The following is a 26,740-nucleotide window of genomic DNA, read 5'->3' on the forward strand; positions in this document are numbered from 1 at the left end:
AGTTTAGATGTTCTATTTAATTGTTGTTCTTAACAGCCTAACAGCAGCATTGTGTGCCTCAAGTTCAGGTATCGCAGCATCACAAAGCTTAATGAAATCGGGGTCCGTGTTTTTTTCCTGCGCCTTTCTGTACAAAGCAAGAAGCTTACGATGATTATCTGCAGTGAGATTGAGAAAAGACTTTTCAAAAAGAATTCCCTTCAATTTGAAAAGCTTAGCAATGTCGTCCTTATCATTATCCAACATCTCATTGCCTATAGTCAATTGCTTGCTTTCGCCTAGTTCTTTAAGTTGCTGATCAATCTTCTTATGGTATTCCAGGGATTTAATTGCAAATAGTTTAAGTTCCTGCCTTACCGGTCTGCCTTTGGCGAGCAAAGCCAATTGTAGCCCCATTTTATTTAATGCGGCAAGCTCACTTAAGTATTCAACTTGCGAAAAACCTCCTCCGGGATTAGTCAAGACTATTTGGGACGAGGCCCTAAAAACTCCTGTTGAGGAATTACCAATTTCCAAATCCCTGCTAAATCCGGAAAAGGCATAAAAAAGAAGCAGGATCGATAGGTATATATGATTGGACTTCATATGGGTGCCTGTTAGTAATTACAAGCACAATACGGGCCAATTTTTAATATTTTAACTTGAAAGATACTTCAAGATAATGATGGTATATAAAAAAGAGCCTTCTGGTGCAATAGAAGGCTCCTTTGCTGTAGTTATTTACTTTCCAGCAATTCCAGCTGCCAGACTATTTCGTCTTCCTTGATAGGATAAGGAACATCTGACCGAACATAATTGTAAACAGCATCGAACAGTCTTACATAATTACCTTTTAATGCTGTATTATATTGTGTTATAGCTGTTCCGTCAGCTTTTAATGTGCTGAGAATACCTTCCGAACCACTGGGCTCAAATCCGTAGTTTGGATCTGTAGGAAGAACTGACTTCTCCAACTGGGCTTCCTGAACATCCGTCCTTCTCTTAATAAAAGAACCTTTAGTACCATGAAGGACAAAAGCAGGAAGCGGATTAACTACCTGAAGATTTCCTGTTACAAACACATTCAAACCATTGGGATACTTTAAATGAAAATGAAAATAATCATCTACACGTGAATCTGGACGATAAATTCCTGTGGTTTTTACGAAAGATTCTGGTTTACCAAAAAGGCTGATTACCTGATCCAGCAAATGGGGCCCCAGGTCGTAACTTAATCCACTTGCAGGTAATGGTTCCTCTTTAAAGTATTTTGGACTTATTTCTTTTCTATACCGGTCGAAACGAAAATGAACTTCGATCAGTTCACCCAATCGTCCTTGTTCAATAACAGTCTTCACCGACTGAAAATCAGAATCCCACCGGCGGTTCTGGTAAACCATTATCTTTTTATCCTTCAACCTGGCCAACTCGAAGAGCTCTTTTGCTTGTTCAGAATTTGCTGCAAAAGGTTTTTCAACCAGAATATGCTTCCCTGCATTCAGTGCAAGCTTTGCATGCTCATAATGTAAATGGTTTGGAGTATTTACTATTACCAATTCAATCTCCTGGTCAGCAAGCAGGTCTTCCACTGAATCATAGCTCCTAATTCCATGGTATCTTTCTGCTGCTTTCTTTTTAGATCTTTCCGTTACGGCCCTTAATTCAAAGAGTTCACTGGTATGAACAAATGGAGCATGAAACACTCTTCCAGACATTCCATAAGATAAAATTCCGGTAACAATTGGTCTTTCCATTAAAATTGCTATTTAAAAAACAAAGGGACACTTTAGAGTATCCCTTTGCAGATGTAACGAATATGATTAATTCCTGTTTTCAGGTTATTTACAATTTTGCAGCGTATTTTATTCCACCTAATAAATGCTTAAGGAATTCAAGTTCTGTATAAGACTCTTCCGTATGTCCAAGTCCTGTATAAAAGACCCTTCCACCCTCAAAATCCTGATACCAGGCAATAGGATGCTCGGCGCCGTTCTTTCCACCTTCGTACGACTTCTCATCCAGATTGATCAATACTTTAATGCCTGAACTTATATCCTTGAAGTTATACCATTCATCTTTATGACTCCATGGATTGGGTAGTCCCTCTGTGGCTGAATGATTTCTGTTTACTATTTGAAGACTAGCTTGTTGTACCTTGGGATGCTGCGTAAAGTAAGCTCCAACCAGCTGTCCGTACCAGGGCCATTTATAAAAGCAATCTGTAGCAGCATGAATACCAACGAAGCCTCCCCCCTTATGGATATACTGTTTAAATGCTTCTTTCTGTGATTCATTCAACAAGTCTTCACCGGTAGGACTAAGGAAAATAATAGCGCTATATTTCTTTAGATTCTTTGAAGTAAACAATTCTCCACTTTCAGTAGTGTCTGCTATAAAATTATTCTCCTTTGCTAATTTCATAATTGCAGCTTTTCCGGCAGTAATACTCTTGTGCCGGAAACCTGCAGTTTTAGAAAAGACCAAAACTCTTGCCGGCTTCTTTAGTCCGCCGGCAAAAGCTATATTCTGAATAATTAGAAGAGACAGTATTAAAAGTATACGCATGATTTATGCTAAATTTCTACCTGCATTTACAATTCCGTAGACAGTACGGATGACCAGTTTACTAAGTACTGATCGCTGGTCATCAGATATTTCACCTTCATTTAGTTGCTGTAAGGCATAATGTTGAATCAAAACCAAAGGAAGCACAATTTTCTCACGTAAAGCAATAGAACGTCTTTCTACCGGATATTGCTCTAATAGCTCTGTTGTTCCGGTTAGTTCAAGAAGCAATGATTTTGTGAGATCATACTCTTCTTTCAAACGGTACCAGAAGGCTCCAAAGTCTTTATCTTTAGACAGGTGAGTAGTTATCCTGAAATCAGCCTTACTCATAGACATCATACAGTTATCCATCATCGTTTTAAACTGTCCTGATGTATTATAAAGTACTTTCACTTCTTCCCATACGCCATTCTCTTTTGCTGTTTTCAAAGCAGTACCTACTCCAAAAAAGCCCGGAATGTTTTGCTTCAACTGGCTCCATGCCGTTACAAAACTAATAGCACGAAGATCCTCCAGCTTCAACTCCCCCCCTGAATTACGTTTAACCGGGCGACTACTGATATTGATATGAGAAAGATGTTTTAATGGGCTTAGCTTCTCCAGGTATTTAAGGAACAGAGGATCCTCACGGAGATCCACGAATGCCTTATGGCTTGCAGAGGCCATAGATTCGATCAGATCTTTTTGCGATTGTGAAAATGTATTTTTATCGCTCTTATCCAATGCGTTAACTAGCCCCGCATTGATCATTTGTTCAATATTATGATGTGCTGTATCAAATGATCCATACTGACTACTGATTGTTTGCCCCTGGATAGTTAGCTGGATATTATCGTTTGCGATCTCCTTACCCATGGTAGCGTAGAAACGGTGTGTTTTACCACCACCACGAGCTGGAGGTCCACCCCGGCCGTCAAAGAACGCGAGTTGAATTCCGTATCTCCTTGCAAGAGAAGTCAGTTCTGCTTTTGCTTTGTAAATAGACCAATTAGCCATCAGGTAACCACCGTCTTTTGTACTATCGGAGAAACCAAGCATGATGATCTGCTTATTTCCTCTCTTCAGTAAATGCTCCTTGTAGAATGCGTTAGTGTACAAGGTTTCCATTACTGCTGAAGCAGAAGAAAGGTCTTGTACAGTCTCAAACAATGGCACAAAATCAATATTCAACTCATCCTTTTTCCATCCGCTCCATAGGAACAAGTTAATCAGTTGAAGAATGTCTGATGCTCGCTGGCAGTTACTTATGATAAAGCGATGGGATGCTTTTTCGCCTCCTGAATACTGCATCCGTTTCATTAAACGGATAGTTTGAAAAGTATCCTCCCCCAGACTATCATATCCCTCCGAAGGGACATCCTCCTCGTTAAATGTGATACTTTTCACCTTCTGGTCCTCATCCAACTCATCATATCCCTCTACTACAGGATTTTTAAGGAATGCACGAGCAGCCTGGTGAGCTTTACGAAGCACACGGCTATCCTGGCGAATATCCAATGAAGCAAAATAACACCCGAAGATCCGCACTTTACGGATCAGGTCATCAACATTATCAACAAAAAGGCTGTCGTGAGCACGTTGTAAAACTCCTTTAATTGCCTCCAGGTTTTCTAGTATTTCCTCCTGAAGGTCTACCGGATTTTCAACTCTGGTGAAACTGTTCTGATAGAAAAGCTCTTGAAGGCGAGCCATAAAGGATTCTACCCCTCTGAAAGTTATCCTGCGCTTTAAATCACGGAAGTCACGATAATAGCATCTGAAAATGATCTCTCTTAAAAGCTCTGATACTTCCTTGGTAATTTGGCAAGTAACGTTAGGATTTCCATCCCTGTCTCCTCCAGGCCAGAAGCCCAGCTCAATTAACTGATGCTGATTGAAAGAAATTCCTTCAAACTCATTTTCGACCTCTTTTTGTAGGGCCGAAATAACTTTATAAAATACGTTTTCTAAAAACCAAACTAAACTCGCAGCTTCATCAACTGGTGTAGGTTTACTCTTATTGAAGAACGGGGTTTTACCCAGCTGCTGCAATAATAGGTTGATTGTATTAATATCGTTCGTCTTTAAAGCGTCGGTAAGGTCTGTGATAATAGCTAAAACGCGACCTGGGTAAAACTGGGTAGGGTGCGCAGTTAAAACCAACCTTAAAGAAAACTCTTCAAGCTTCTTCTTGATCTCTGCTTTCATTTCAGGGTCTGATGCCGCTTGCTGAAGCAAAAACCCTAAGGCATTCTCCTCTGTACTATTGGTTTTGTTAAAAGCAGAGTCTTCAATCGCATCAAATAGTACAACCTGTCTTTCGATATACTGAATAAATCTGAAAAGAAGGTCTACCCTGTCTGAACTTTGTACATATTGCTCATATTGCCCAAAAAAACTTTCAATGATATCTGAAGGGGCAAGATTCTGCTTCACACCTTCTTCGCAGTGTGAAGTAAAAAATGGAAGTAAAGTTCCTGTGTGCTTTACTCTGTAAAACGGAAGTGTAAGGAACAAACTGTTGTACAGTTCAAATCTGGTTACAACTTCGCTCGCAAAAAGCGCTTCTTTCTGACTTAATTTCATTTAGTAATTGCTATGAGCTAATAGCTAACAAAAATAATAGCTTTAACGCGATACCAAAATTAATACGAAGGAAAAAGCCTCTTTTTTAAAAAATTCAGGATCACATTTTGATATTTTCTTAAAAATTAGCCTTTTTTTTGATAATACGTTCAGTCGGAATGCTTTCTGCGAGGAATAAAAATCTTTCTCTTGCTTTAGCTGCTAGTCTTTCTTGACTGCAACCTCTGGTTTTGCTGTCTCTGCGGTGAGCGGTTTATTTTCCACCGGAAGCGCCTTGGCTGGAACTTTTTCTTTCGCAAGTTCGATCTCCTTCTTCAATGCTTCATTATTCGCTAATAATGTATCTCCGGAAGACTTAAGTTCGCCAATAGTGGCATTCAATTTTTTGATCTCAGAATTCAGGCTATCAACAGAATTTGTTTTAGAAATAAGTTTAAGCGTAAGACTGTCTGACTTAGCTTCCAATCGTTTTACAAGCCCTCCGCTTACTTCCATTGAACCTTCAAGCTTAGCTACCTTTACCTCTAATTCGTGGATGTTAGCAGTCTTCCTGGCCAGGTCCTTTTGTAAGCTATCCACCTGGACAGTCATTTTCTCAATTACTTCTTTTTTGCTTTGGGCATTTGCTGTAACAGCTGTAAGTCCCAGAATAGGAAACACTAAACTTAATGCTCTTAACCTCTTCATGATCTTAACAAATTGATTTCTTATACTACCGATACGAAAAAAAATTGTTGTCAGTTTTTTTGAATATTTGTGTACTACTTCAAAGACAATCAACCACTTATCCTGCAGTGGCATGAATCTTGTCTCCTTATATGTAAAACAAGACTTATGGATTTTACAGGACACTTACTTGCCTTAGGAGAGGAAAAATTAAAAGTTGAGATTATGTATTTGCAGTTAAGGATCGAGAAGGCCCTGAAAGCAGAACTTTTTAATAAAGAAAGATTACTTAATGAGGCCAAAGAATTATTAGATGATATAAGCACAGAATATTTTACTTTTCTTGCAGCTCTCCAAATGAAACATCATTCAGCTGCTTAATAGTAAAACACTCTGTGTTTTACTATTAAGCTAAATGCTTATTCCTAAGTTTAAAAGGCTCTTTCCGGAAATAACAAAGCCGTAACAGATCAACTCCGTCACGGCTCATGTGGTATATAATACCTTGTGTTTAGCGACCTATCTCTAAACCTATTGCCTTTGCTATCATTGCCATCTTACTTAACCACGTTTTAAGCAATTGCTCTTTTCCTTTAGGATATTTGATGGTGAACAAGTACTCGCTCTTATCTCCCTTTAACGGAGTATTCAGAAAATCAAATGGGAGTGCGTTATCCAAATATTTACCAAAATTATGTTCTAATGCTAAGGACGCTCTTTTAATGTCTCCGGATTTCCAGTCTTCCTGCTCGTACATAAGCAACATTTCCTGCTCTGTACATCCAAAAATATCCGAAAAATCTGCTGCAGACAATCCTTGTGCATGAGCTACTTCTTTAACGATCTTACCAAAATGCATCACCTTTTCTTTACTTTTAAATCAACCTTTAAATTTGAGGTATTCCAATGTTGATTGAGGGATTGTACGATAATCAAGAGTAATAGTTACAATCAATTGGAATTTCAAAACTTATCATCTTACAATATTAGAAACGAAGATCTAACCTTTTAATTTTGTTACCTTATTGCGAAGAAGAATTTGATAAATATTCGACAATTGTAGCGATTTCTTTGTGAAGGGTGAGACCTACATATTAGTAAATCGGGTCCCACTGAGAAATAAAAATGCTAGGGGAATAAAAAAAAGCTTAATGTGGCTAAATAAAGGCAAAAAAGAAGCTGTCCTTACAAAGTAACAGCTTCTTTCATTTTGTAAATTACTTAATCTTTACGCGGGTCTTGTCTGACCTGTTCCCTTAATAAGCCATTTGTAACTTGTGAGCTCTTCCAGAGCCATTGGTCCCCGGGCATGTAGCTTTTGCGTACTAATCCCGATCTCAGCTCCCAATCCAAATTGGGCGCCATCTGTAAAAGCAGTAGAGGCATTTACGTATACCGCAGCAGCATCCACAGCAGCTAGAAACTTCTCTATATTTTGTTCTGTCTCAGAAATGATAGCCTCACTATGCTTTGAACTGTTCGTAGCAATATGATCCAGGGCCTCATCTAAATCCGCCACGGTTTTGATAGCCATTTTATAATCAAGGAACTCAATTCCATAATGCTCCTCGCTCGCCTGCTGTAAAAGCTCAGCAGGATAAACTTCTTTAAGAACGCCAAAAGATTGATTATCAGCAAAGATCTCCACCTTCGACTCAATCAAAGGTTTAACTATTTCTGAAAGATCTTGAAGGCGAGTTTTGTTGACCAGAAGACAGTCTAATGCATTACACACACTTACTCTACGGGTCTTGGAATTGTTTACAATAGCTCTTCCTTTCTCAAGATCACCACTTTCATCAAAATAGATATGAACAATACCCGCACCTGTTTCAATTACAGGAACCTTTGCATTTTGCCTTACAAAATTGATCAGCTGCTGGCTACCCCTCGGTATAATTACATCAACATATTGAATTGCTGTCAGCAATGCTTCGGTGGCTTTTCGATCTGGAGGTAAAAGGGTGGCTACAGATGTTTCAACCTGATGTTTCTGCAATACCTTGTGGATAACAGAAATGATCGCGTCATTGGAAAAAGAAGCATCACTACCACCTTTAAGGATCGCAACATTCCCTGTTTTCATACAAAGAGAGAAAACATCAAAAGTCACATTAGGGCGTGCTTCATAGATCACTCCAACAACGCCTAGTGGAACACTGATCTTTTTAAGATCCAAACCATTAGGTAATTCCTTCTCCGAAAGGACCTTATTTAGAGGAGATTTAAGACCGGCAATATTCTTTATATCAGTAGCAATATCAGCAATACGCTTTGCCGTCAATTTCAATCTGTCAAACTTCGGATCTTCTACACTCATGCGTTCAAGATCCTTTTGATTCTCAATCAGAAGGAAATCAGTATTTTCAATGGCAGCTTCTGCTACGTCGATTAAAATTTGATTTATTTGTTCAGTACTTAATAAAGCTAGCGTACGTGCAGCTTTCTGAGCACTCTTAAAAACTTGTTCAAGTTCCATTTTAAGCAATTTCAGGATTTAAGAATAAATAGTCGTAATGAACGATCGGTCTTTGTTTCTTCTGACCTAGTCGCTCCTGGGCTTTATCGGAGCCGTATTCAGCAACTCCCAGCCCTACCAGTTTGTCGTTTTCATCCACTAGTTTGATCACATCTCCCTTTTGGAAATCTTGTAATACCTGTACCACCCCAACGGGCAGCAGACTGGTGGCTTTAGACGAAGTCAAAGCCAGCTTCGCACCTTCATTTATTTTTACTATCCCTTTAGCATTATTCTCCGAATGTGCAATCCATCTCTTTTTGTTGGAAGCATTCTTCTGAGGTACAAACCGGGTGTTGATCACCTCTTTCTTCAACAGTTTAAGCAGTACATCCTCTGTTTTCCCATTAGCGATATGCACCGCAATTCCAAGCCGCGCCACCTTTTGAGCCATATGAGATTTTGTCATCATCCCTCCTCTGCCGAACTGGGATTTCTGAGTAGTGATAAAAGAGGAGAAGCCAGTTACCGATCCTCCTATTTCTTCGATAACCTTAGAAGAGGCATCTTTAGGATCTCCATTATAGATTCCGTTAACATTTGAAAGAATGATAAGGGCATCTGCATTAAGCATAGAGGCAATAAGTCCCGCAAGCTCATCATTATCCGTAAACATTAGCTCCGTAACAGAGATAACATCATTTTCATTAACGATCGGTATAACATTGTTCTGGAAAAGAATACTAAAACAATTCTTCATATTAAGATAATGAAGCCTGTCCCTGAAATCTTCCTTGGTAACCAAAACTTGAGCACATACCAGTTCGTGTTTCTCAAACAATTCAGAATAGGTATTAATAAGTTTTACCTGGCCAATTGCTGCAAACAGCTGGCGAGTAGCAACCGAATCAAATTTATCAGGTACCGTAAGTACACTTCGTCCTGACGCTACAGCTCCTGAGGAAACTACGATCACCTCTTTCCCTTGTTTTTTAATCGCAGAAATCTGATCCACCAGATGTGCTATTCTAGCCAGATCTGGTAGTCCGTTATCCTGTGTTAAAACATTGGAACCTATTTTAATTACTATACGTTTATAAGATAAGGACATAAAGTGGTCAAAAGTACTAAAAATGGAGCTTAAGCGCATACATTCCTTGTCATTTTCCATCGGTTAGCTAGACTAGTGGAACGGTTCTTGACCTTTAGTAGAAAAAACGGGTCATGAAAAAAGGAGAGAGAGTACACTGGAAATACGGTAAGGGAGAAGCTGAAGGTCAGATAAAAGAAAAATTTGAGAAGCCGACTGAAAAGGTTATTAAAGGTTCCACCATTAAACGTAATGCCAGCAAGGAAGAACCTGCTTACCTTATAGAACAAAAGAATGGAAGCGAAATATTAAAATCAGAAAGCGAGCTAAAAAAAGGTCCTAAAAATTAAATTTGTATTAATAATAGTTAGAAATCAAAACGATGCCCTTGCATTTCAAAGTTATGGATTACCAGCAATTAAGAGAGGATCTTGATTGGTGGATGGTCTATTATTATTCCTTTGCTCCTGAAGAAAGAGAAAGTGAATTGGTTATATTAAAATCAGTTGCCAGCGAAACAGGAATGGCATTTTCAGCTAAAGATGGAAATGTAACCAAAGGAATTGCAACGGTTCACCTCTTAAAAGATATTTCGACTATTTTCCTTGTTTATCTTGCTATCGTCCCTTCAGAAAGAGGAAAAGGTATAGGTACAGAGTTTTTCCGTTTCGTTGAAGAAAGTGCAACCCAAAAACTAGAAGCATTGGGACTAAAATCGGCAGGTATGGTTTGGGAAGTTCAGAAAGCAGGGCATTCGATAGACAGTTTAGGCTCTGCAAGTGATACGAGAAGAGCTTTCTTTGAGAGGAACGGAGGCACCGTACTTCCCTGTCGATATATTCAACCCCCGGTGGACGGGAAAAACCTGATAGATATGCATCTGATGGTCAAATCGCAAGATGGGATCAGCCTATCTCCAACTACTCTTATTAAGGCCGTGTACTATGATAAATACCACCGGGTTAACGAGATAAATAAGAAAACCCTGGACAATTTATTGGGCACCCTTAAAAAAAACGAATAAAACAGAAAGGGCCGCCACTGGCAGCCCTTTCTGTTTTATTCTGAATTAAAGGTTATTTTAAAGCTTTAATTTTCGCATCAATCTCAGCAACTTTTGCTGTGTTATTTTTGATATTATAATAAGTCCTTAAATTCCTTAAAGCCAGTTCTGAATTTGGATTTAATTGAGCAGATTTCTCTAAATAAGGGAAAGCTCTATCAAATTCGGCAGCCGATTGTTTTTTCAATGCATTGTATTCAGCAACCTTGTTTGTAGGAAGTTTGTTAGCCTTGTTATAAATATCAATTCCATTGTTCATAATTAATCCACCAAGATTAACATAAGCATCAGCATAGTTAGGATCAACAGCGATAGCTTTTTTGTAGGCCTCTTCTGCCTTTTTAGGATCACCTGCAGATGCATAAGCAATACCTAGATAGAAAGGATAAAGCCTGTTTGTAGGATTCTTTTCAACTTGAGATGAAATCTTATCAATAACCTGCTTCTGCTTTCCACTCATCAGGCTAAATTCAATTTCTCTTGTAGCAAGATCTGCACTGTTAGGGAATTTAGTAGCCCCTTCAGACAGAATTCTGATTGCTGCAGCGGTATCTTTTTGAGCAGCATACATGATTGACAAGTTAGAATAAATACTTTCCAGCTGTGAATAATTTGTCTTAAGAAGATCATTATAACGCTCAATAGCCTTCGGATAGTCCTTGCTGTACATTGCAGCTAAACCTGAAGCATAATTGGCAGTAGTGTCACCAGGATTATACACTAAAGCCTTATTAAACTCGGTATAAGCATTAGTATAGTCCTTATTGTCGAAAAGACCTTTACCCTTTTGCACCTGATAGTAGTACAATAAAGTATTTGCGTTCTTTAATTTGTCTTTATTCTCCCCTTTAACGTCAAGCGCGGTAGCTTTTTTAATAGCTTCTGTTGCCTGATTTGCAAGGTCATCTGTTTTTTTATCGTAAGCAAGTTCTGAATAGATCAACGCCTTGTAGGTCCATGCGTTTACATCCTCTTTTGTTTTCTCGTGAACAACTGCTTTATCAATAGCCTCCTGAGCTGCTTTAATTGCAGGTTCAGCTAATTTGGGCTGGGCCTTCATAGCAGTATACTTATCGTATTCTTCTTTGGCTGTAGCGATAGCCGATTTCTGTGCAGATGCAGTAATTGAGATACATGATACTGCTAAAGCCAAAATCAATGACTTTTTTTTCATACGTTCTTAATTAAATATAAATTGTTTTAGTTTGTTATTTACGCGTTGAAGTTCTATCATATTTCCCGTTTTGGAGTATAAGACAGATAAGGCCTTCAATACATTTATGGAATTCGGATTAATATCTCCGGCAAGCAGTAAATGCCTTTTGGCCTGATTTATTTTATCATCCTTATCCTTCCCCCCTTCCAGGTATAAATTAAGATATAATAAACCCAACGAATAATGACCCTGGTAACTATTTTGTTCCACTTCAATCACTTTTTTATACAACTCTTCAGCCTTCTCGGTCTTTCCTAAACTCTCAGCTGAAAAACCGGCCAGATAAATGAGATTAACATTATCCGGATCCAGTTGCAAGGCATCATCCGCCAGTTTCTGAACGGTCTGATAATCCCCATTATCCGAGTAAATGTTTATAACCTTAAAAAGGATGTCCTTGTTTCCGGGAAATACTTTTCTTCCTTCTAAAAGCACTTCTAATGACTTGCCGCTATTCCTGCTTGTTTCATAAAGATTAGAAAAAGAAAGATAGTAATCAGGCTGAGATTTATCCTTGTCTTTGATCAGTTGCTCATAATAGTGGACAGCTTGATTAATATGTCCAAGTTTTTCACATACCACAGCCAGATTATACTTCACCTGATAATTATCCTCATCCAGAGAATCAACAGCGATAAAATTACTATAGGCTTCAGGATAGTTTAAAGAAGTAACCGCCTTGTTTGCCTTTATGATATAAGCCTTTGCTAATTGTTTTTTAGCAAATGAGATCTCAGGCTCATGATCATAATTCAGACGGGGGTTCTTTAAGCAGCCAAGAGAAAGTTTAGCCTCAATGATAGGATCGTTGTTGTATTTGAACTTCCTTTGCGCATCTTCAAAAGCCAGAGAGGAGTATACCAGAGCTCTTATCAGATTATTGCGATATCCTAAAGAATCCTTTTTGGTTTTATAGGCATCGTCTATATTCTTTCGCGCCTTCTCCAGGTTCCCGATATCTTTCGTAGAAGTATAAAGGGCAAAATTATTCATAGCTTCCTTTGTTAGTGTTTGTGCTGATAAGCTTAAAGTACAAAGTGTTGCAGCTATTAATAATCCTGCCCTTAGCATCAATGATAGTTAAATGTGTATACTAGCAGGGGTAAAAATACCCCTGATTTTATTTTTCTGATATTATTCTTCTTCTAACGAATCCTCTTCGTCATTGTTGTCTTCCGGTTCAGAATCCTCTTCCGGCTCTTCCAACTCTGCTGAAGCTTCGGCTGCTGCTAATTCCTCATCGGTTACCTCAGCTACTGCATCCGTATCTATTGCTTCCTCATCATCGTGTTCAACCTTTGCAACTGAAGCAATCTCATCGTCTCCTTTAAAAGTGATCAGGCGAACACCCTGTGTTGCTCTACCCATAACTCTCAGCTGACTTACTGCAATCCTGATCACAATTCCCGAACGGTTAATGATCATCAGGTCATCTTTATCAGTTACATCTTTCAAAGCAACCAACTCACCTGTTTTATCCGTTACGTTAATTGTCTTCACTCCTTTACCGCCACGGTTAGTGATACGGTAATCTTCAAGCAGTGTACGTTTTCCATACCCTTTCTCAGATACTACGAGAATAGACGACTCCGGATTATTAACGGCGATCATACCTATCGCTTCGTCTTTGTCATGAGCAAGAGAAACACCACGAACTCCGGTAGCAGTACGACCCATTGGTCTTACCTTACCTTCGTTAAAGCGAATTGCTCTTCCAGAACGAAGTGCAATAATAATTTCGCTATTTCCATCAGTCAGGTTTGCTTCCAGAAGCTGATCACCATCATTGATGTTGATCGCATTTATACCATTTGCTCTTGGACGGGAGTAGGCCTGGAGTGAGGTTTTCTTAATAGTACCTTTACGGGTACACATTACAATAAAGTTATTTTCAAGGTATTCCTGATCGCGAAGATCCTTAACCTTGATATACGCTTTGATCTTCTCCTCTTTAGAGATGTTAACAATATTCTGTATTGCCCGTCCCTTACTTGTACGTGTACCTTCAGGAATCTCAAATACTCTCAACCAGTAACAATGCCCATTCTCTGTGAATAGCAACAGGAAGTTGTGGTTCGAGGCTACGATAATATTTTCAATAAAGTCTTTATCGCGTGAATTCGATCCTATCGCTCCTTTACCTCCGCGGGCCTGAGTACGGTACTCGGTAAGCGGAGTACGTTTTACATAGCCTTCGTGAGAAATGGTGATTACCACATCTTCATCCACGATGAAGTCTTCCATACGCATATCTTCAGCAGAATGTGTAATGGAGGTCTTCCGGCCATCACCGTATTTATCTTTTATTTCAAGAAGTTCGTCTTTGATGATCTTCATTCGAAGACCTTCATCTGCAAGTACAGACTTTAAGTAATCGATCGTCTTCATCAACTCGGCATACTCTTCTTTAATCTTATCACGCTCCAGACCCGTTAAACGACGAAGCGTCATATCAAGAATAGCACGAGCCTGAATGTCTGATAAACCAAAGGTTTCGATCAAACCAGTTCTCGCATCTTCAGGAGTAGCAGAATTTCTGATCAAACGAATAACCTCGTCAAGATGATCCAAAGCAATCAGCAATCCCTCGAGGATATGGGCACGTTTTTCTGCTTCGGCTAGTTCGAAACGGGTACGGCGAATAACCACTTCATGACGGTGATCAACAAAGTGTTTGATCAGGTCTTTCAAATTCAACAACATCGGCCGACCGTGAACCAGTGCAATGTTATTTATACTGAATGAAGTTTGAAGTGCTGTATATTTATATAGATTATTCAGTACGATGGAAGCATTGGCGTCGCGTTTGATCTCGTAAACAATACGCATCCCATCCCTGTCAGATTCATCCCTGATCTCAGAGATGCCTTCCAGCTTCTTCTCATTTACCAACTCTGCCGTACGCTCGATCATCATCGCCTTGTTCACCTGGTAAGGGATCTCATTAACAATGATACGCTCACGGTCATTTCCAAAGCTCTCAATTTCAGCCTTTGCACGCATTACTACACGGCCCCGCCCAGTCTCATAAGCCTCCTTTACACCGTTATAGCCGTAAATGATACCTCCTGTAGGAAAGTCAGGTGCCTTAACGTGCTGCATCAGGCCTGCAACTTCAATATCTCTGTCGTCTATAAAAGCTACTGTTGCATCAATAACCTCATTAAGGTTATGTGGCGCCATGTTAGTGGCCATACCAACAGCAATACCAGAAGCTCCGTTAACAAGAAGGTTAGGTATCTTAGAAGGAAGAACCGTAGGCTCTTCAATAGAATCGTCAAAGTTTAACTGATAATCAATGGTATCTTTATTGATATCAGCAAGCATCTCCTCAGCAATCTTTTTCAGTCTTGCCTCCGTATAACGCATTGCCGCCGGACTATCTCCGTCGATGGATCCAAAGTTTCCCTGGCCATCAACTAACGGATAACGTAAACTCCAATCCTGGGCCATACGCACCATTGTATCGTAAACGGATGAGTCACCATGCGGGTGATATTTTCCAAGTACGTCTCCTACAATACGTGCTGATTTCTTATATGGTTTACCACTTGTTACCCCTAAATCGAGCATACCATAGAGTACCCGGCGGTGAACTGGTTTCAAACCATCGCGTACATCAGGTAAAGCACGGGAAACAATTACCGACATCGAATAATCGATGTAAGCGGCTTTCATCTCCTCTTCAATATTTATTGGTATAATGCGGTCGTTGGTTGGTTCTAAATTACCGTTTTCTGTTTCTTCGGCCATTGTTTGATCGCTCCTTTTTGAATTATTCTGTGCGCTTTAATGCGACCTGCGAAGATAAGAAAATATGCGAATACAGATTGGATGTGGAAAAGTTTTGAAAGAACAATGAGCTGATATAGCCATATGCTTAATCAAAACATTTACCAGATAACGTAACTTTACCTTTAAATTTTGTTCGTATGAAATTATCAAGGATCGGATTACTTGGATTAGGATTAATAATTGGATCCTGCTCGCTGAACAAACAAGCACAGACAGCCAACTCCTCCTCCACTCTGGTGGTGGACGGGAAACTTTGGGCCGCTTTATGGCAACAACGATCGGCAGAATATCGGGCACTTTGCTTCCAGGCTTATAATATGGCAAAACTGCGACTTGATGCAAGCCTTCAGAAAAATTATGCTAAACCGCTTGCCATTGTAACTGATATTGATGAAACAGTTCTGGACAATAGTCCTAATACCGTAAGTCAGGGTTTAAAAGGGAAAGATTACGAACCCGAGTCATGGTATAAATGGACAGCAAAAGCAACCGCTGATACTGTACCCGGAGCTGCAGCTTTTTTAAAATATGCAGGCTCTAAACCTGTAACCATCTTCTATATTACCAACCGTGAAGAAAGAGAAAGGGCAGTAACAATCAATAACCTGAAAAAATATGATCTGCCAAATGCAGACAATGCTCATCTCCTCCTAAAGCAAGGAACATCAGGAAAAGAAGCCAGAAGAATGGAGGTGCTGAAGAATTACGAAATCATTCTCTTATTGGGAGATAACTTATCTGACTTCACAAATCTCTTCGACAAGCAGCCTGAATCAAATCGTCGCAGCGCAGTTGACCTGCTTTCCGGAAGTTTTGGAAACAGATTTATTGTACTGCCAAACTCGATGTATGGCGACTGGGAAAGCTCATTATACCAATTTAATTATCAGCTTGACCCGAAGCAGAGAGAGGACTTAATAAAGAAAACCTTAAAATCAGAATAAATAAGAATTAATGTATTACTACAGTCCCTGATTTTTGCAAATCCAGTGCAGCTCCACTCTGTGCTATCTTTTTCCTGCCGATCGTTAATACCAATAAAGCCAATAGTGCTGAAGTCGCCATCACCCCTACCATTGGTACCGCCGTATGATCATTAAAGATGCTTATAGCAATTGATGACAACGATCCAATAGCCATTTGTAAAGCACCCATTAAAGCTGATGCACTACCTGCATTTTTTGAAAAAGGTGCCAGGGAAAGCGCTGAAGCATTGGGAAAAGAAAAGCCCAGACAACATAAAAACAGAAATAACATGATAATGGTAGCGGTTAAACCAAACCAACCAGCCACCGTTCCTAAAAGGAAGACTATTCCGATCACACTCTGTACCACCAATGCTACCAGCACAACTTCATCACTTCTCATCCGTTTTAGTACCAGATTATTCACCTGACTAGCACCAATAAATCCCACAGATAATAAGGCAAATATCCATCCGTAAACCTTCTCGTTAACCTGGAATATTTCCATAAAAACAATCGGAGATCCGGATACGTAAGCGAACAAACCGGCAAAGCCTATAGCTCCGGTTAAGGCATAGGTAACAAATTGGGGCTCCTTTAATACCGCCATGAAGTTCTTTAGTATAGGTTTAGGCTTTAAAGAAAAATCCGGATCAGGCTTCACACTTTCGGGAAGCTTAAAGTATACTGCAGCAAGGATAAAAGCAGATATAATGGTCAGAATAAAGAACACCGTTTGCCAGCCGAACGCGGCTGTAACATATCCCCCAACTGTAGGAGCAACCATTGGAGAAACTCCAACCACCAACATTAGCAAGGAAAACACCCGCGCACTATCCTCCACTGGAAAAAGATCTCTCACCATAGCTATAGACGCAACCCCTGCGGCGCAACTCCCTATCGCCTGTACAAATCGAAGATAAATTAGCGCTTCAATAGAATTAGAAAAAGCACATGCTAATGAAGCAATTACATATAATGAAAGTCCAAAATACAAAGGCTTTTTTCTACCATACCTGTCAAGCAAAGGACCATAAAGAAGTTGCCCGAAAGATATTCCAATAAAGAAACTTGAAAGCGACAACGAAACCTGGGCCACCGTTGTATTCAGATCCTTCGCAATAGCCGGAAAGCCAGGAAGGTACATATCTATTGAAAAAGGCCCTAAAGCCGTTAATGTACCGAGAATAAAAATGATCAGTCCCGACCCCTTCTGTTTCATAAATAGCTTAGATATTAAAATAAATCACCGGCGGCAAAAGTACTCCAAAGCATTCCCAAAAATGTCAGACGAAAAGCATTTAAGGTTATTGCTTTAAAATGGGACTTGTAAATAGGTATATTTGCCGGCTAATTTTCAAGATGTCACATCAGGTACCAGAAGACGGAACGCTACTTCCTTTAATGGAAGAATTTTATACGATACAGGGAGAGGGATTCAACACGGGAAAGGCTGCATATTTCATACGTCTAGGAGGATGTGATGTAGGTTGTCATTGGTGCGATGTAAAGGAAAGCTGGGATGCTGAACTTCATCCCTTAACTCCTGCCGACATAATTGTAGGGAATGCTGAGAAATATCCAGGCAAAGCTGTGGTGGTTACCGGCGGCGAACCCTTAATCTATAATCTGGACTACCTTACTGCCCAGCTGCAGAAAAAGGGAATAAAAACCTTTATTGAAACCTCAGGTGCTTATCCCCTTTCAGGCTCCTGGGACTGGATATGTCTTTCACCGAAAAAATTCAAGGGTCCCGTTCCTAGAATCGCCAGTGCGGCTAATGAATTAAAGGTGATCGTTTTTAACAAAAGCGATTTCGCCTGGGCAGAACAACATGCGGCTCTGGTTGGACCTGATTGTAAATTGTATCTGCAGCCAGAATGGTCTAAGTCCAAGGAGATGACCCCCTTAATTATTAATTATGTAATGGAGAATCCGAAATGGGAAATTTCTCTGCAAACCCATAAATATCTGAATATCCCGTAACTTGCTACCAAAAAATCCGTTTCATGATTACCATGAAAACTTTTTTGGCCATTGCCCTGACTTTTTGTTTTTACGGCAGTTTTGCACAGTCCCTGTCTTCTCAAAATAAGAAGGCCTTAAAATCCTACGAATTGGCAAATCAGCTATTGTCTACTAACCAGTATACTAAAGCTTTAGAGGAGTTGAAGTCGGCCATTGCTGAAGATAGTCGTTTCGCTGAGGCCTATTTCCTCTCGGGTGATATTTTAAGGCGACTTCAACGGTTTGAAGAAGCTAAGAATAATTATAAGAAAGTTGCTGAACTGAATCCTAAAATTGATCCTTCTCTGTATTTCAATCTGGGGGAAAGCGAATTGCGTACTGGCGATTATAGTACCGCCCTGCTTCACTTGAAAGAGTATAGCACTACTCCTAACCTGAGTGACAGTAGAAAAAAGCTCCTTTCTAAACATCTTGCAGATGCTGAATTTTCCATTGAAGCCACTAAAAGACCGGTCAGTTTCAACCCAAAAAATAGCGGACCTGAAGTGAACTCCGCTGCCGACGAATATCTTCCTGTAGTCACTGCAGATGAAAATACTCTCATCTTCACCAGAAAGAACAACAATAATGAAGATTTTTATCACAGCACTCGTTCTGGCAGTAATAACTGGCAAAAAGCCAGTTATTTAAGTCCTAATATTAACACAAGCCTTTTCAATGAGGGCTCACAGTGTATCTCACCTGATGGGAAATACCTCTTCTTTACTGGCTGTAACAGACCGGATGGCCTGGGCAGATGTGACATCTATGTTTGTCACCGCGAAGGAGATGAGTGGAGTAAACCTTTCAATTTGGGGTCACCTGTTAATGGCAACACCTGGGAGTCGCAACCTTCCATAAGCGCTGACGGTCGTACCCTTTATTTTGTGAGCAGCAGGCCGGGAGGATTGGGCGGCTTCGATATCTGGAAGACTATTTTACTGCAGGATGGGAATTGGGCTGCTCCAGAAAATCTTGGTCCCGAAATTAATACCCCTTATGATGAGGAATCTGCTTTCATTCACCCTGATGGAAAGACACTTTACTTCTCTTCCAAAGGCTGGCCGGGACTGGGCGGAAGAGACCTTTTCTTTAGCAAATTGGATAATAACGGGAAATGGCAAAAACCGGTAAACCTGGGCTATCCCATAAACACTTTTAAAGATGAAGGTGGTCTGACTGTAAGTACGAATGGAAGAACAGCTTATTTTTCGTCTGACAAAGAAGGTGGACTCGGGGGCATGGATCTGTATTCCTTTGAACTTGCAAAATCCCTTAGACCTGAAACAGTTACTTATGTGAAAGGCAACATCACCGATGCAGAAACAGGAGAAACCCTGGCAGCCGCTGTTAAAGTAATTGAACTGAACTCTAACACAGCAGTATACGAAGACAATGCAGAAGAAGGATCATTTATGGCAACTATGCCGGCCGGAAAACAATACGCCTTAGAAGTTGAGAAAGAAGGATACCTATTCTATTCGCACAATTTCTCCCTGGTACAATCCGCGGAAACAGATCAGCACTTTGCGATAAAAGCAAGTCTAAACAAGATTAAAGAAGGCAGCCTAGTTGTATTAAATAATATTTTCTTCGACACGAATAAATATACCTTACTTCCAGAGTCAAAAGCCGAATTAGGCCAGTTGATCAATTTCCTTTCAGCAAATCCAAAGGTAAACATTGAAATCGGTGGCCATACTGATAATGTAGGTGATGAGAAGACCAATCTTATTTTATCAGAAAACAGGGCAAAGGCAGTGTATCAGTATTTGATCTCTAACAAGGTCTCCCCTGCCCGTCTAAGCTTCAAAGGCTATGGCAAAACAAAATCTGTCGCAGATAATTCAACGGAAGCAGGAAGAAAGCAAAACAGGAGAACTGAGTTCAGAATCACGAAAATCTAAGGAGCATGAAAGAAATGAAGATCTTTCTCCCGTCATTTTAACAGTATAAACTACTAATGAGCAGACTTTTAGTCGTGCTTCGGTGAAATCAGAAGACAAATTTTCAGGAAATAAAAAGTTAAAGTTGCTGGCAAATCTTTTGCTTAAGGTCTAGCATGAATTTCAACAACTTTACAATCAAGGCACAGGAAGCGGTACAAAAGGCTTCCGAGATAGCAGTTGGCAATCAACAACAGGCTATTGAAAACGCTCATTTGCTGAAGGGATTGCTTTTGGTTGACGAAAATGTAATCAACTATCTACTAAAAAAATTAAACGTCAACGTCAACCGCCTAAATACGGTTCTTGACGCCGAAATACAAAGCTACCCAAAAGTATCTGGTAGTAATATCTACCTATCCTCTTCTGCAAACGCTGCTTTAGTTAAAGCACAGAGCTATCTGAAAGAATTCAAAGACGAGTTTGTTTCTGTAGAACACATACTCCTAGGAATTCTTAACGCTGGCGACAAGTCCAGCAATATGTTAAAGGACTCGGGGGTGACTGAAAAGGACTTGAAGAAAGCTATTACAGAGCTTCGAGGGGATAATAAGGTGACCGACCAGAATGCCGAGGCGACTTATAACGCACTTAATAAGTATGCCCGGAACTTGAATGAGTATGCCGAGTCCGGAAAACTTGATCCCGTGATCGGTCGCGATGACGAGATCAGAAGAGTGATCCAGATCCTCTCCCGTCGTACCAAAAACAATCCAATCCTGATCGGAGAACCCGGTGTTGGTAAAACTGCAATTGCAGAGGGTATTGCTTTCCGTATCATCAAGGGCGATGCTCCTGAAAACCTTAAAAGCAAGGTAGTTTACTCCCTGGATATGGGAGCCTTGGTTGCCGGAGCTAAATACAAAGGAGAGTTTGAAGAGCGACTCAAAGCTGTGGTAAAAGAGGTTACTCAAAGCGATGGGGAGATCATCCTGTTCATCGATGAGATCCATACCCTGGTTGGAGCCGGAGGTGGCGAAGGAGCTATGGATGCCGCCAATATCTTGAAACCAGCACTTGCCCGTGGAGAGCTTCGTGCAATCGGAGCAACAACATTAAACGAGTACCAGAAATATCTGGAAAAAGATAAAGCTCTTGAACGCCGTTTCCAAAAGGTGATGGTTGATGAGCCAGACACCCAGGACGCTATTTCTATCCTTCGCGGATTGAAGGAGCGCTATGAAACTCACCATAAAGTAAGGATCAAAGACGAGGCAATTATTGCAGCGGTAGAACTTTCGCAACGCTATATCTCCGACCGCTTCTTACCCGACAAGGCTATTGACCTCATGGACGAAGCTGCTTCTAAATTACGTTTAGAAATGGACTCAGTTCCTGAAGCAGTTGATGAATTGGAAAGAAAGATCATGCAGCTGGAGATCGAGCGTGAAGCCATTAAGCGTGAGAACGACGAGAGAAAAGTTGCTGAGCTGAGTGAAGAGATTGCAAACCTTTCTGCAGACCGAGACTCTTTAAGAGCTGCCTGGCAGTCTGAGAAAGATTTAGTTGATGCTACCAACCACGAAGTTGAGCAGATTGAGAATTACAAGCTGGAAGCAGAACAGGCAGAACGGGCTGGTGATTATGGGCGTGTAGCAGAACTGCGCTACGGTAAGATCAAAGAATCACAGGATAAGGTGGAGCGACTGAAGAAAGAACTTCAGGAAAAACAATCCGACGGCAACCGTATGCTGAAGGAAGAGGTAACCTCTGAAGATATCGCAGGCGTGGTTTCTCGTTGGACCAGTATTCCTGTTACTAAAATGATACAAAGCGAACGCGAAAAGTTACTTCATCTTGAAGAAGAACTTCACAAACGTGTAGCGGGACAGGAAGAGGCTATTGAAGCAATTTCTGATGCTATCCGTCGCTCACGGGCAGGCCTTCACGATAAACGTAAGCCTATCGGCTCATTCATCTTCTTAGGAACAACTGGAGTTGGTAAGACGGAGTTAGCAAAAGCACTAGCAGAATTCCTGTTCAACGATGAGCATAGCATGGTACGGATCGATATGAGTGAATATCAGGAACGCCATGCAGTATCGAGACTTATCGGTGCGCCTCCGGGATATGTTGGCTATGATGAGGGTGGTCAGTTAACAGAAGCCGTTCGTCGCAGGCCTTATAGCGTGATCCTTCTTGATGAGATTGAGAAAGCTCACCCGGATGTATTCAACATTCTGCTTCAGGTGCTGGACGATGGCCGCCTGACTGATAATAAAGGTCGCGTGGTAAACTTTAAGAACACCATCATCATCATGACTTCGAACATCGGTTCTCACCTCATCCAGGAAAACTTCAGTTCGTTGGATGAAGACAACCGTGAAGAAGTAGTTGCACGTACAAAGAATCAGTTATTCGAATTGTTGAAACAAACCATTCGTCCTGAGTTCTTAAACCGGATCGATGAGCTGATCATGTTCACCCCTCTTAATAGAAATGAGCTTAGAGACATTGTTGCTCTACAATTCCAGCACGTTAAGCAAACCCTTGCTGAAATGGGAATAGAGATCGACGCTTCCGAAGAAGCGCTCGACTGGCTTGCACAATTGGGTTACGATCCTCAGTTCGGAGCAAGACCATTGAAACGGGTGATCCAAAAACGAATCCTTAATGAATTATCGAAGGAGATTCTGGGAGGAAAGGTTGACAAAGAAAGCAGGATCCTTTTAGATGTATTTGATAAAAAGTTTGTTTTCCTGAACAAGGACAAACTAGAAGAGGCGAATGCATAGGTCATTAAGTTTTTAAATAATTCATGAGGGAGATTTAACAGGTCTCCCTCTTTTCGTTTGTACCAGGCCAATTCCTCAAGCCCAGCCTAATTAACCACAAGTTAAACCACAATTATTCCAAAACACCATTCAGATCCGATTCAAATCCGATTCAAGTCCGATTCAGAACCGTTGTTTAAACGCAATCGAAACCTATCTGAATAGAATCTAAATAGTAAAAGAATTTTCTTCATAAATAAGATTGTATTAACTTGGGAATAAACACTATATAATATGGCAAGATATACTAACAGCCATTTTGGCGAAGTCAAAGGAAAAGTAGGAAATCTGGTAGGTAGTAGTTGGAGAGGAATCCCTTACGTAAAAAGTAAAGGAAAAAAAACGTGGAAAAAACCTAGTGAGGAACTAAAATCAACACGCTCATCTTTCAAGTTTATTAACGAATGGCTAATTCCAGTTCACTCCATGGTAATGATTGGATTCAAGAATTATCATCCTCAAAAATCGGGTAGAAATTCTGCGCATTCCTATAATTCCACACGAGCATTGATAGAAACTGAGAAGGGCTTCGATATCGATTACTCCAAGTTCTTATTCAGTTATGGCAATCTTCCTGGTTGTAAAGGTGCAAGTGCTCGCATTACGGAGGATTCTAAAGTGGAGATCAGCTGGAGTACGGAAACACCCAAAAACGCACGTAAATCAGACATCATGATGTACATTGTATTCTTTCCAGATGGAAATCTAGTGTTGTGTGATGAAGATGCCGCGAGCAGGAAAGAAGGAAAAATAGAAATGCCTTTAATCCCGAGCCACAGGTCTGAAAGGATGGAGATCCATATCGCTTTTAAGTCCGCATTGTCAGATGAAGTGTCCATGAGCAAATATGTTGGAAGTCTCAATGTAAAAGAAGTAGTGCCGGAAGTAGTTGAGACCTCTAACCTCTGTAAGCCTGCTGCCTTACCGGACTTATTCTTCAGCAAGAGGCCGAAATAGAACGAAAAATGATTCAAGTTTGCTAAATTTATCCACGAGCCAAACACTTTAATTCCTATTTGATTTTATTGTTGCTCCCGTATAAATGTTCTAAAAGTATGTTCAACTTTTTCTCTTTAAATGGTAAGCAGATCGTCACTGTTACGATGATTCTCTTTGCCATTATTGACATTATAGGCTCCATTCCGGTGGTAATTGCTTTAAGGCAGAAAGCCGGGCGTATTCAATCAGGAAAGGCAACCTTAGTTTCGGGAGCCTTGATGGTGGTATTTTTATATCTCGGTGATGAGCTATTGAAACTGATCGGACTTGACGTGGCATCATTTGCCATTGCAGGTTCATTAGTGATCTTTGTTATAGCCATGGAAATGATCTTGGGTGTAACGTTTTTTAAGGAAGAACAAACAGACACTGTTTCGATTGTTCCTCTGGCCTTTCCGCTCATTGCCGGAGCAGGAACAATGACAACCTTGCTATCGCTTAAATCGGAGTACGATACTCAGAATATCCTTGTAGGGATCATCATAAATATGTGTTTCGTGTTTCTGGTACTAAAAAATACAATCCGGATTGAACACTTTCTGGGTCAGTCCGGATTGCATGTGTTGCGAAAAGCTTTCGGCATAATCCTCCTAGCTATTGCTATAAAGCTCTTTAGGTCAAATACGGGAATATAAATTATTTAGTAATACCAGTTGGTATAAGCGGAGTTGAAAGAAGTATTTGGAGAGCTTGCTCTTTTGTAAATCCTTCTTCTAACAAAGCATCAAAAAAGGCCTTGTTCAACTTGGCGAGTTCCTTCAACTTTCCAGGTTGCTTGAGATAATTTAAATAAGAATCAACGGCGGACTTATAGATGTCTTTATAAACCTCCCCTAAATTACCCATAAAATCAAATGGATTTGCAGAGGTAGCGACGGCTGCAGCTGTGTCAACGACTACTTCCTCAGGATAACGGGAAACCTGAGTATCAGATGTTCTCTTTTTTGCCAAGTCTACTCCATAGAAGTTGAAATCAAATCTGCTCCCAGACTCGACCTCTATCACGTCAAACTTTTTAACAGATTTCGGAATAGCATTAAAGTAGACTTTAAAGGTATGCTCTTTCTCATTTTCTGAAAAATTATATTGCTCAGGTGCAATAGGAATTCCTTCAGCTTTAAGAAAGCGGTACTTTTTACCATCAGGCGTGTTAATATGAATATCCGGATTTAAAGCGATCCATCCATTATTATTAAGATGACTAAAGGTAATCACCGTTTGTTCTTTGCTTAAGTCTACTTTAGAGATAAAGCAGTTTTGGTCTCCAACAGTCCCAACAAAAGGCTTTTCGTAAGTTTGAGCAAAAGTCGAACTGAACAAAAGAGAAAAGGCAAAGGTTAAAATACTTAAAATTCTCATGCTTGTTTTTTTGCCACAAGATACCTAATAAACCTTTAGATAATTTATTCTTTTTTTATAAGTCTAGCTACAAACATAGTATCCGCCTTGTGCTCATATCCTTTCAACAGCTTCTGCTCGGTCAGGGTCAATCCAAATTCCTTTTGAAGGAGCTCGACGTTCTCTTCATTTTCTTCTTTGAATGCAGAACAGGTAATATAAACAAGAGGCTTCCCTGGTTTAAGGTATTTCACTACGTTCTTAATGATAGATCGTTGCAAGTTCTGAAACGAATTGATCCTTCCCTCCCTAAATTGGCTGATCATCTCGGGACTTCTTCCCCAGGTTCCAGAACCGCTACAGGGTGCATCGAGAATGATTCCATCAAAGCTGAAATCATGAAGTACAGGATCGGGATTTTGAAGAAGATCAATCACCTTCTTCTGATACTTGAGAATGCCCGCAGTTCGGAAACGTTCATCCAAATTATCCAGGATGCTCTCCCGTACATCAGAAACAAGAAGCTTTATGGTTGGTTCCTGATCACGGATCAGCAAGGACTTCCCCCCTGAAGCAGCGCAGGCATCCCACCAGTAGTCCCATTTCTGGGGATGGAATAATTCTCCTGCTTGCTGAGATGAAAGGTCTTGAATTTCAAAGGCAGCAGTTTGTCCCGCAAAGATTTGATCCAGCTTTGTTCCGTTAGGTAAACGAACGCTGGTGTCAGATTCTTCATCGAAGACAATACCAGCATCAGCCAGTTTTGATTTAACCAACACTTCTTTACCGCGATGAATACGTATGAAAAGATCCGGCTGGATGAAAAGCGACTTTAGGAACTCTCTCCTATCTATCCCTTCAGATAAATGCTGATAAAATGGGTATACGTCTTCTAGTTTAAAACCCAAATCTGAAGACTCCAGAAATTCTATTTTCTCCTCTAACGGAAGTTCAATCCTCGAATTCAGCTCTGGCTTAAAATACTCCAGGAAAGCTGAAGCTGAGGAATTGCATAGAAACTCTGCCAGAAACAACCTTTCAGTTGGAACAAGGTTTGGAGAGGCTTTTCCCAGGCGAAAGTAATTATATAATAAACTACTAGCCACACGCCTGTCTGTACTTCCCATTTGCTTGTTCTCCCGGAAAAAGCCGGGTAGGAACTTTGTTAAAGGAAGATCTTCCGGATACTCGTCCAGGATGCGAAGAAATGTTTTTAGTTGATTTTCGTATTTAAAAGCCATAGATGCAGCGAGCTACCTACCCACCTTACAAAGTTGGATAATAATAGTTAAAAACAAATATGGTCTGTGT

At 40.3% G+C, this 26,740-nt stretch carries 23 protein-coding genes; 9 read left to right on the top strand and 14 right to left on the bottom strand.

Translation table 11 applies throughout. The features are described 5' to 3' along the window. Positions 1-12 precede the first annotated feature (12 nt). The 5 genes from J4N24_RS08870 to J4N24_RS08890 all read right to left on the bottom strand — a co-directional run bounded on the left by J4N24_RS08870 (position 13) and on the right by J4N24_RS08890 (position 5,799). Entirely contained in the window at positions 13-585 is a 573-nt protein-coding gene (locus tag J4N24_RS08870) for a DUF4142 domain-containing protein (RefSeq protein ID WP_207533314.1), read from the bottom strand. A gap of 131 nt (positions 586-716) precedes the next feature. Further along, positions 717-1,733, bottom strand: a complete 1,017-nt coding sequence (locus J4N24_RS08875) for a Gfo/Idh/MocA family oxidoreductase (protein ID WP_207533315.1) — start codon at positions 1,731-1,733, stop codon at positions 717-719. Positions 1,734-1,821: 88 nt separating this feature from the next. Beyond that, positions 1,822-2,544, bottom strand: coding sequence for a ThuA domain-containing protein (locus J4N24_RS08880; protein WP_207533316.1), 723 nt, complete (start codon positions 2,542-2,544; stop codon positions 1,822-1,824). Positions 2,545-2,547: 3 nt separating this feature from the next. Then, the gene (locus J4N24_RS08885) at positions 2,548-5,112 is read right to left on the bottom strand and encodes a phosphoenolpyruvate carboxylase (RefSeq protein ID WP_207533317.1); all 2,565 of its coding nucleotides are present in this window, start codon (positions 5,110-5,112) and stop codon (positions 2,548-2,550) included. 201 nt (positions 5,113-5,313) lie between these two features. Further along, on the bottom strand, positions 5,314-5,799 hold the full coding sequence (locus tag J4N24_RS08890; RefSeq protein WP_207533318.1) for a coiled-coil domain-containing protein: 486 nt from the start codon (positions 5,797-5,799) through the stop codon (positions 5,314-5,316). Positions 5,800-5,946: 147 nt separating this feature from the next. Here J4N24_RS08890 and J4N24_RS08895 point away from each other — a divergent pair, with 147 nt between their 5' ends. Then, positions 5,947-6,159, top strand: coding sequence for a hypothetical protein (locus J4N24_RS08895; RefSeq protein ID WP_207533319.1), 213 nt, complete (start codon positions 5,947-5,949; stop codon positions 6,157-6,159). 130 nt (positions 6,160-6,289) lie between these two features. On the opposite strand, the gene J4N24_RS08900 is transcribed toward J4N24_RS08895, so the two are convergent. From J4N24_RS08900 to proB, 3 genes are all read right to left on the bottom strand, one after another. Further along, positions 6,290-6,637: a hypothetical protein gene (locus J4N24_RS08900; protein ID WP_207533320.1), complete on the bottom strand. Its 348-nt coding sequence runs from the start codon at positions 6,635-6,637 to the stop codon at positions 6,290-6,292. Between the two features lie 369 nt (positions 6,638-7,006). Beyond that, positions 7,007-8,257: a glutamate-5-semialdehyde dehydrogenase gene (locus J4N24_RS08905; RefSeq protein ID WP_207533321.1), complete on the bottom strand. Its 1,251-nt coding sequence runs from the start codon at positions 8,255-8,257 to the stop codon at positions 7,007-7,009. A gap of 1 nt (position 8,258) precedes the next feature. Beyond that, the gene (proB, locus tag J4N24_RS08910; protein ID WP_242691570.1) at positions 8,259-9,407 is read right to left on the bottom strand and encodes a glutamate 5-kinase; all 1,149 of its coding nucleotides are present in this window, start codon (positions 9,405-9,407) and stop codon (positions 8,259-8,261) included. A gap of 53 nt (positions 9,408-9,460) precedes the next feature. Between proB and J4N24_RS08915 the strand changes: the two genes are divergently transcribed. Then, entirely contained in the window at positions 9,461-9,676 is a 216-nt protein-coding gene (locus tag J4N24_RS08915) for a hypervirulence associated TUDOR domain-containing protein (RefSeq protein ID WP_207533322.1), read from the top strand. A gap of 53 nt (positions 9,677-9,729) precedes the next feature. Beyond that, positions 9,730-10,350, top strand: a complete 621-nt coding sequence (locus J4N24_RS08920; RefSeq protein WP_207533323.1) for a GNAT family N-acetyltransferase — start codon at positions 9,730-9,732, stop codon at positions 10,348-10,350. 52 nt (positions 10,351-10,402) lie between these two features. Here J4N24_RS08920 and J4N24_RS08925 read toward each other — a convergent pair whose 3' ends face one another. The 3 genes from J4N24_RS08925 to gyrA form a co-directional block, all read right to left on the bottom strand. Next, positions 10,403-11,563, bottom strand: coding sequence for a tetratricopeptide repeat protein (locus tag J4N24_RS08925; protein ID WP_207533324.1), 1,161 nt, complete (start codon positions 11,561-11,563; stop codon positions 10,403-10,405). A gap of 6 nt (positions 11,564-11,569) precedes the next feature. Continuing rightward, entirely contained in the window at positions 11,570-12,598 is a 1,029-nt protein-coding gene (locus J4N24_RS08930) for a tetratricopeptide repeat protein (protein ID WP_207533325.1), read from the bottom strand. Positions 12,599-12,739: 141 nt separating this feature from the next. Continuing rightward, entirely contained in the window at positions 12,740-15,358 is a 2,619-nt protein-coding gene (gene gyrA, locus J4N24_RS08935) for a DNA gyrase subunit A (protein WP_207533326.1), read from the bottom strand. Between the two features lie 179 nt (positions 15,359-15,537). Here gyrA and J4N24_RS08940 point away from each other — a divergent pair, with 179 nt between their 5' ends. Next, positions 15,538-16,344, top strand: a complete 807-nt coding sequence (locus J4N24_RS08940; RefSeq protein ID WP_207533327.1) for a 5'-nucleotidase, lipoprotein e(P4) family — start codon at positions 15,538-15,540, stop codon at positions 16,342-16,344. A 7-nt stretch (positions 16,345-16,351) separates the two neighbouring features. Here the strand turns inward: J4N24_RS08940 and J4N24_RS08945 are convergent, their stop codons facing one another. Further along, entirely contained in the window at positions 16,352-17,587 is a 1,236-nt protein-coding gene (locus tag J4N24_RS08945) for a multidrug effflux MFS transporter (protein WP_207533328.1), read from the bottom strand. A gap of 140 nt (positions 17,588-17,727) precedes the next feature. On the opposite strand from J4N24_RS08945, the gene J4N24_RS08950 reads away from it, so the two are divergent. From J4N24_RS08950 to J4N24_RS08970, 5 genes are all read left to right on the top strand, one after another. Further along, complete coding sequence (locus tag J4N24_RS08950; RefSeq protein WP_207533329.1) at positions 17,728-18,351, top strand: 7-carboxy-7-deazaguanine synthase QueE; 624 nt, start codon at positions 17,728-17,730, stop codon at positions 18,349-18,351. Between the two features lie 32 nt (positions 18,352-18,383). Beyond that, positions 18,384-20,279 (top strand): OmpA family protein, encoded by a 1,896-nt coding sequence (locus J4N24_RS08955; RefSeq protein WP_207533330.1) that lies wholly within the window; start codon positions 18,384-18,386, stop codon positions 20,277-20,279. 155 nt (positions 20,280-20,434) lie between these two features. After that, the gene (gene clpB, locus J4N24_RS08960; protein WP_207533331.1) at positions 20,435-23,053 is read left to right on the top strand and encodes an ATP-dependent chaperone ClpB; all 2,619 of its coding nucleotides are present in this window, start codon (positions 20,435-20,437) and stop codon (positions 23,051-23,053) included. A gap of 273 nt (positions 23,054-23,326) precedes the next feature. Further along, the gene (locus tag J4N24_RS08965; protein WP_207533332.1) at positions 23,327-24,049 is read left to right on the top strand and encodes a DUF6266 family protein; all 723 of its coding nucleotides are present in this window, start codon (positions 23,327-23,329) and stop codon (positions 24,047-24,049) included. Positions 24,050-24,147: 98 nt separating this feature from the next. After that, positions 24,148-24,726, top strand: a complete 579-nt coding sequence (locus J4N24_RS08970) for a MarC family protein (protein WP_207533333.1) — start codon at positions 24,148-24,150, stop codon at positions 24,724-24,726. Between the two features lies 1 nt (position 24,727). Here the strand turns inward: J4N24_RS08970 and J4N24_RS08975 are convergent, their stop codons facing one another. Further along, positions 24,728-25,450, bottom strand: coding sequence for a hypothetical protein (locus J4N24_RS08975; protein WP_207533334.1), 723 nt, complete (start codon positions 25,448-25,450; stop codon positions 24,728-24,730). A 44-nt stretch (positions 25,451-25,494) separates the two neighbouring features. Beyond that, positions 25,495-26,670, bottom strand: coding sequence for an RsmB/NOP family class I SAM-dependent RNA methyltransferase (locus J4N24_RS08980; protein WP_207533335.1), 1,176 nt, complete (start codon positions 26,668-26,670; stop codon positions 25,495-25,497). Positions 26,671-26,740: the final 70 nt, after the last annotated feature.

It is taken from the genome of Desertivirga arenae (genome assembly GCF_017355785.1).
Classification (GTDB): Bacteria; Bacteroidota; Bacteroidia; order Sphingobacteriales; family Sphingobacteriaceae; genus Desertivirga; species Desertivirga arenae.

Bases quoted from the DNA above. Each gene is read 5' to 3' on its own strand.
- J4N24_RS08870 (WP_207533314.1), bottom strand. From the start codon at position 585: ATGAAGTCCAATCATATATACCTATCGATCCTGCTTCTTTTTTATGCC.
- J4N24_RS08875 (WP_207533315.1), bottom strand. From the start codon at position 1,733: ATGGAAAGACCAATTGTTACCGGAATTTTATCTTATGGAATGTCTGGA.
- J4N24_RS08880 (WP_207533316.1), bottom strand. From the start codon at position 2,544: ATGCGTATACTTTTAATACTGTCTCTTCTAATTATTCAGAATATAGCT.
- J4N24_RS08885 (WP_207533317.1), bottom strand. From the start codon at position 5,112: ATGAAATTAAGTCAGAAAGAAGCGCTTTTTGCGAGCGAAGTTGTAACC.
- J4N24_RS08890 (WP_207533318.1), bottom strand. From the start codon at position 5,799: ATGAAGAGGTTAAGAGCATTAAGTTTAGTGTTTCCTATTCTGGGACTT.
- J4N24_RS08895 (WP_207533319.1), top strand. From the start codon at position 5,947: ATGGATTTTACAGGACACTTACTTGCCTTAGGAGAGGAAAAATTAAAA.
- J4N24_RS08900 (WP_207533320.1), bottom strand. From the start codon at position 6,637: ATGCATTTTGGTAAGATCGTTAAAGAAGTAGCTCATGCACAAGGATTG.
- J4N24_RS08905 (WP_207533321.1), bottom strand. From the start codon at position 8,257: ATGGAACTTGAACAAGTTTTTAAGAGTGCTCAGAAAGCTGCACGTACG.
- proB (WP_242691570.1), bottom strand. From the start codon at position 9,407: ATGGAAAATGACAAGGAATGTATGCGCTTAAGCTCCATTTTTAGTACT.
- J4N24_RS08915 (WP_207533322.1), top strand. From the start codon at position 9,461: ATGAAAAAAGGAGAGAGAGTACACTGGAAATACGGTAAGGGAGAAGCT.
- J4N24_RS08920 (WP_207533323.1), top strand. From the start codon at position 9,730: ATGGATTACCAGCAATTAAGAGAGGATCTTGATTGGTGGATGGTCTAT.
- J4N24_RS08925 (WP_207533324.1), bottom strand. From the start codon at position 11,563: ATGAAAAAAAAGTCATTGATTTTGGCTTTAGCAGTATCATGTATCTCA.
- J4N24_RS08930 (WP_207533325.1), bottom strand. From the start codon at position 12,598: ATGAATAATTTTGCCCTTTATACTTCTACGAAAGATATCGGGAACCTG.
- gyrA (WP_207533326.1), bottom strand. From the start codon at position 15,358: ATGGCCGAAGAAACAGAAAACGGTAATTTAGAACCAACCAACGACCGC.
- J4N24_RS08940 (WP_207533327.1), top strand. From the start codon at position 15,538: ATGAAATTATCAAGGATCGGATTACTTGGATTAGGATTAATAATTGGA.
- J4N24_RS08945 (WP_207533328.1), bottom strand. From the start codon at position 17,587: ATGAAACAGAAGGGGTCGGGACTGATCATTTTTATTCTCGGTACATTA.
- J4N24_RS08950 (WP_207533329.1), top strand. From the start codon at position 17,728: ATGTCACATCAGGTACCAGAAGACGGAACGCTACTTCCTTTAATGGAA.
- J4N24_RS08955 (WP_207533330.1), top strand. From the start codon at position 18,384: ATGAAAACTTTTTTGGCCATTGCCCTGACTTTTTGTTTTTACGGCAGT.
- clpB (WP_207533331.1), top strand. From the start codon at position 20,435: ATGAATTTCAACAACTTTACAATCAAGGCACAGGAAGCGGTACAAAAG.
- J4N24_RS08965 (WP_207533332.1), top strand. From the start codon at position 23,327: ATGGCAAGATATACTAACAGCCATTTTGGCGAAGTCAAAGGAAAAGTA.
- J4N24_RS08970 (WP_207533333.1), top strand. From the start codon at position 24,148: ATGTTCAACTTTTTCTCTTTAAATGGTAAGCAGATCGTCACTGTTACG.
- J4N24_RS08975 (WP_207533334.1), bottom strand. From the start codon at position 25,450: ATGAGAATTTTAAGTATTTTAACCTTTGCCTTTTCTCTTTTGTTCAGT.
- J4N24_RS08980 (WP_207533335.1), bottom strand. From the start codon at position 26,670: ATGGCTTTTAAATACGAAAATCAACTAAAAACATTTCTTCGCATCCTG.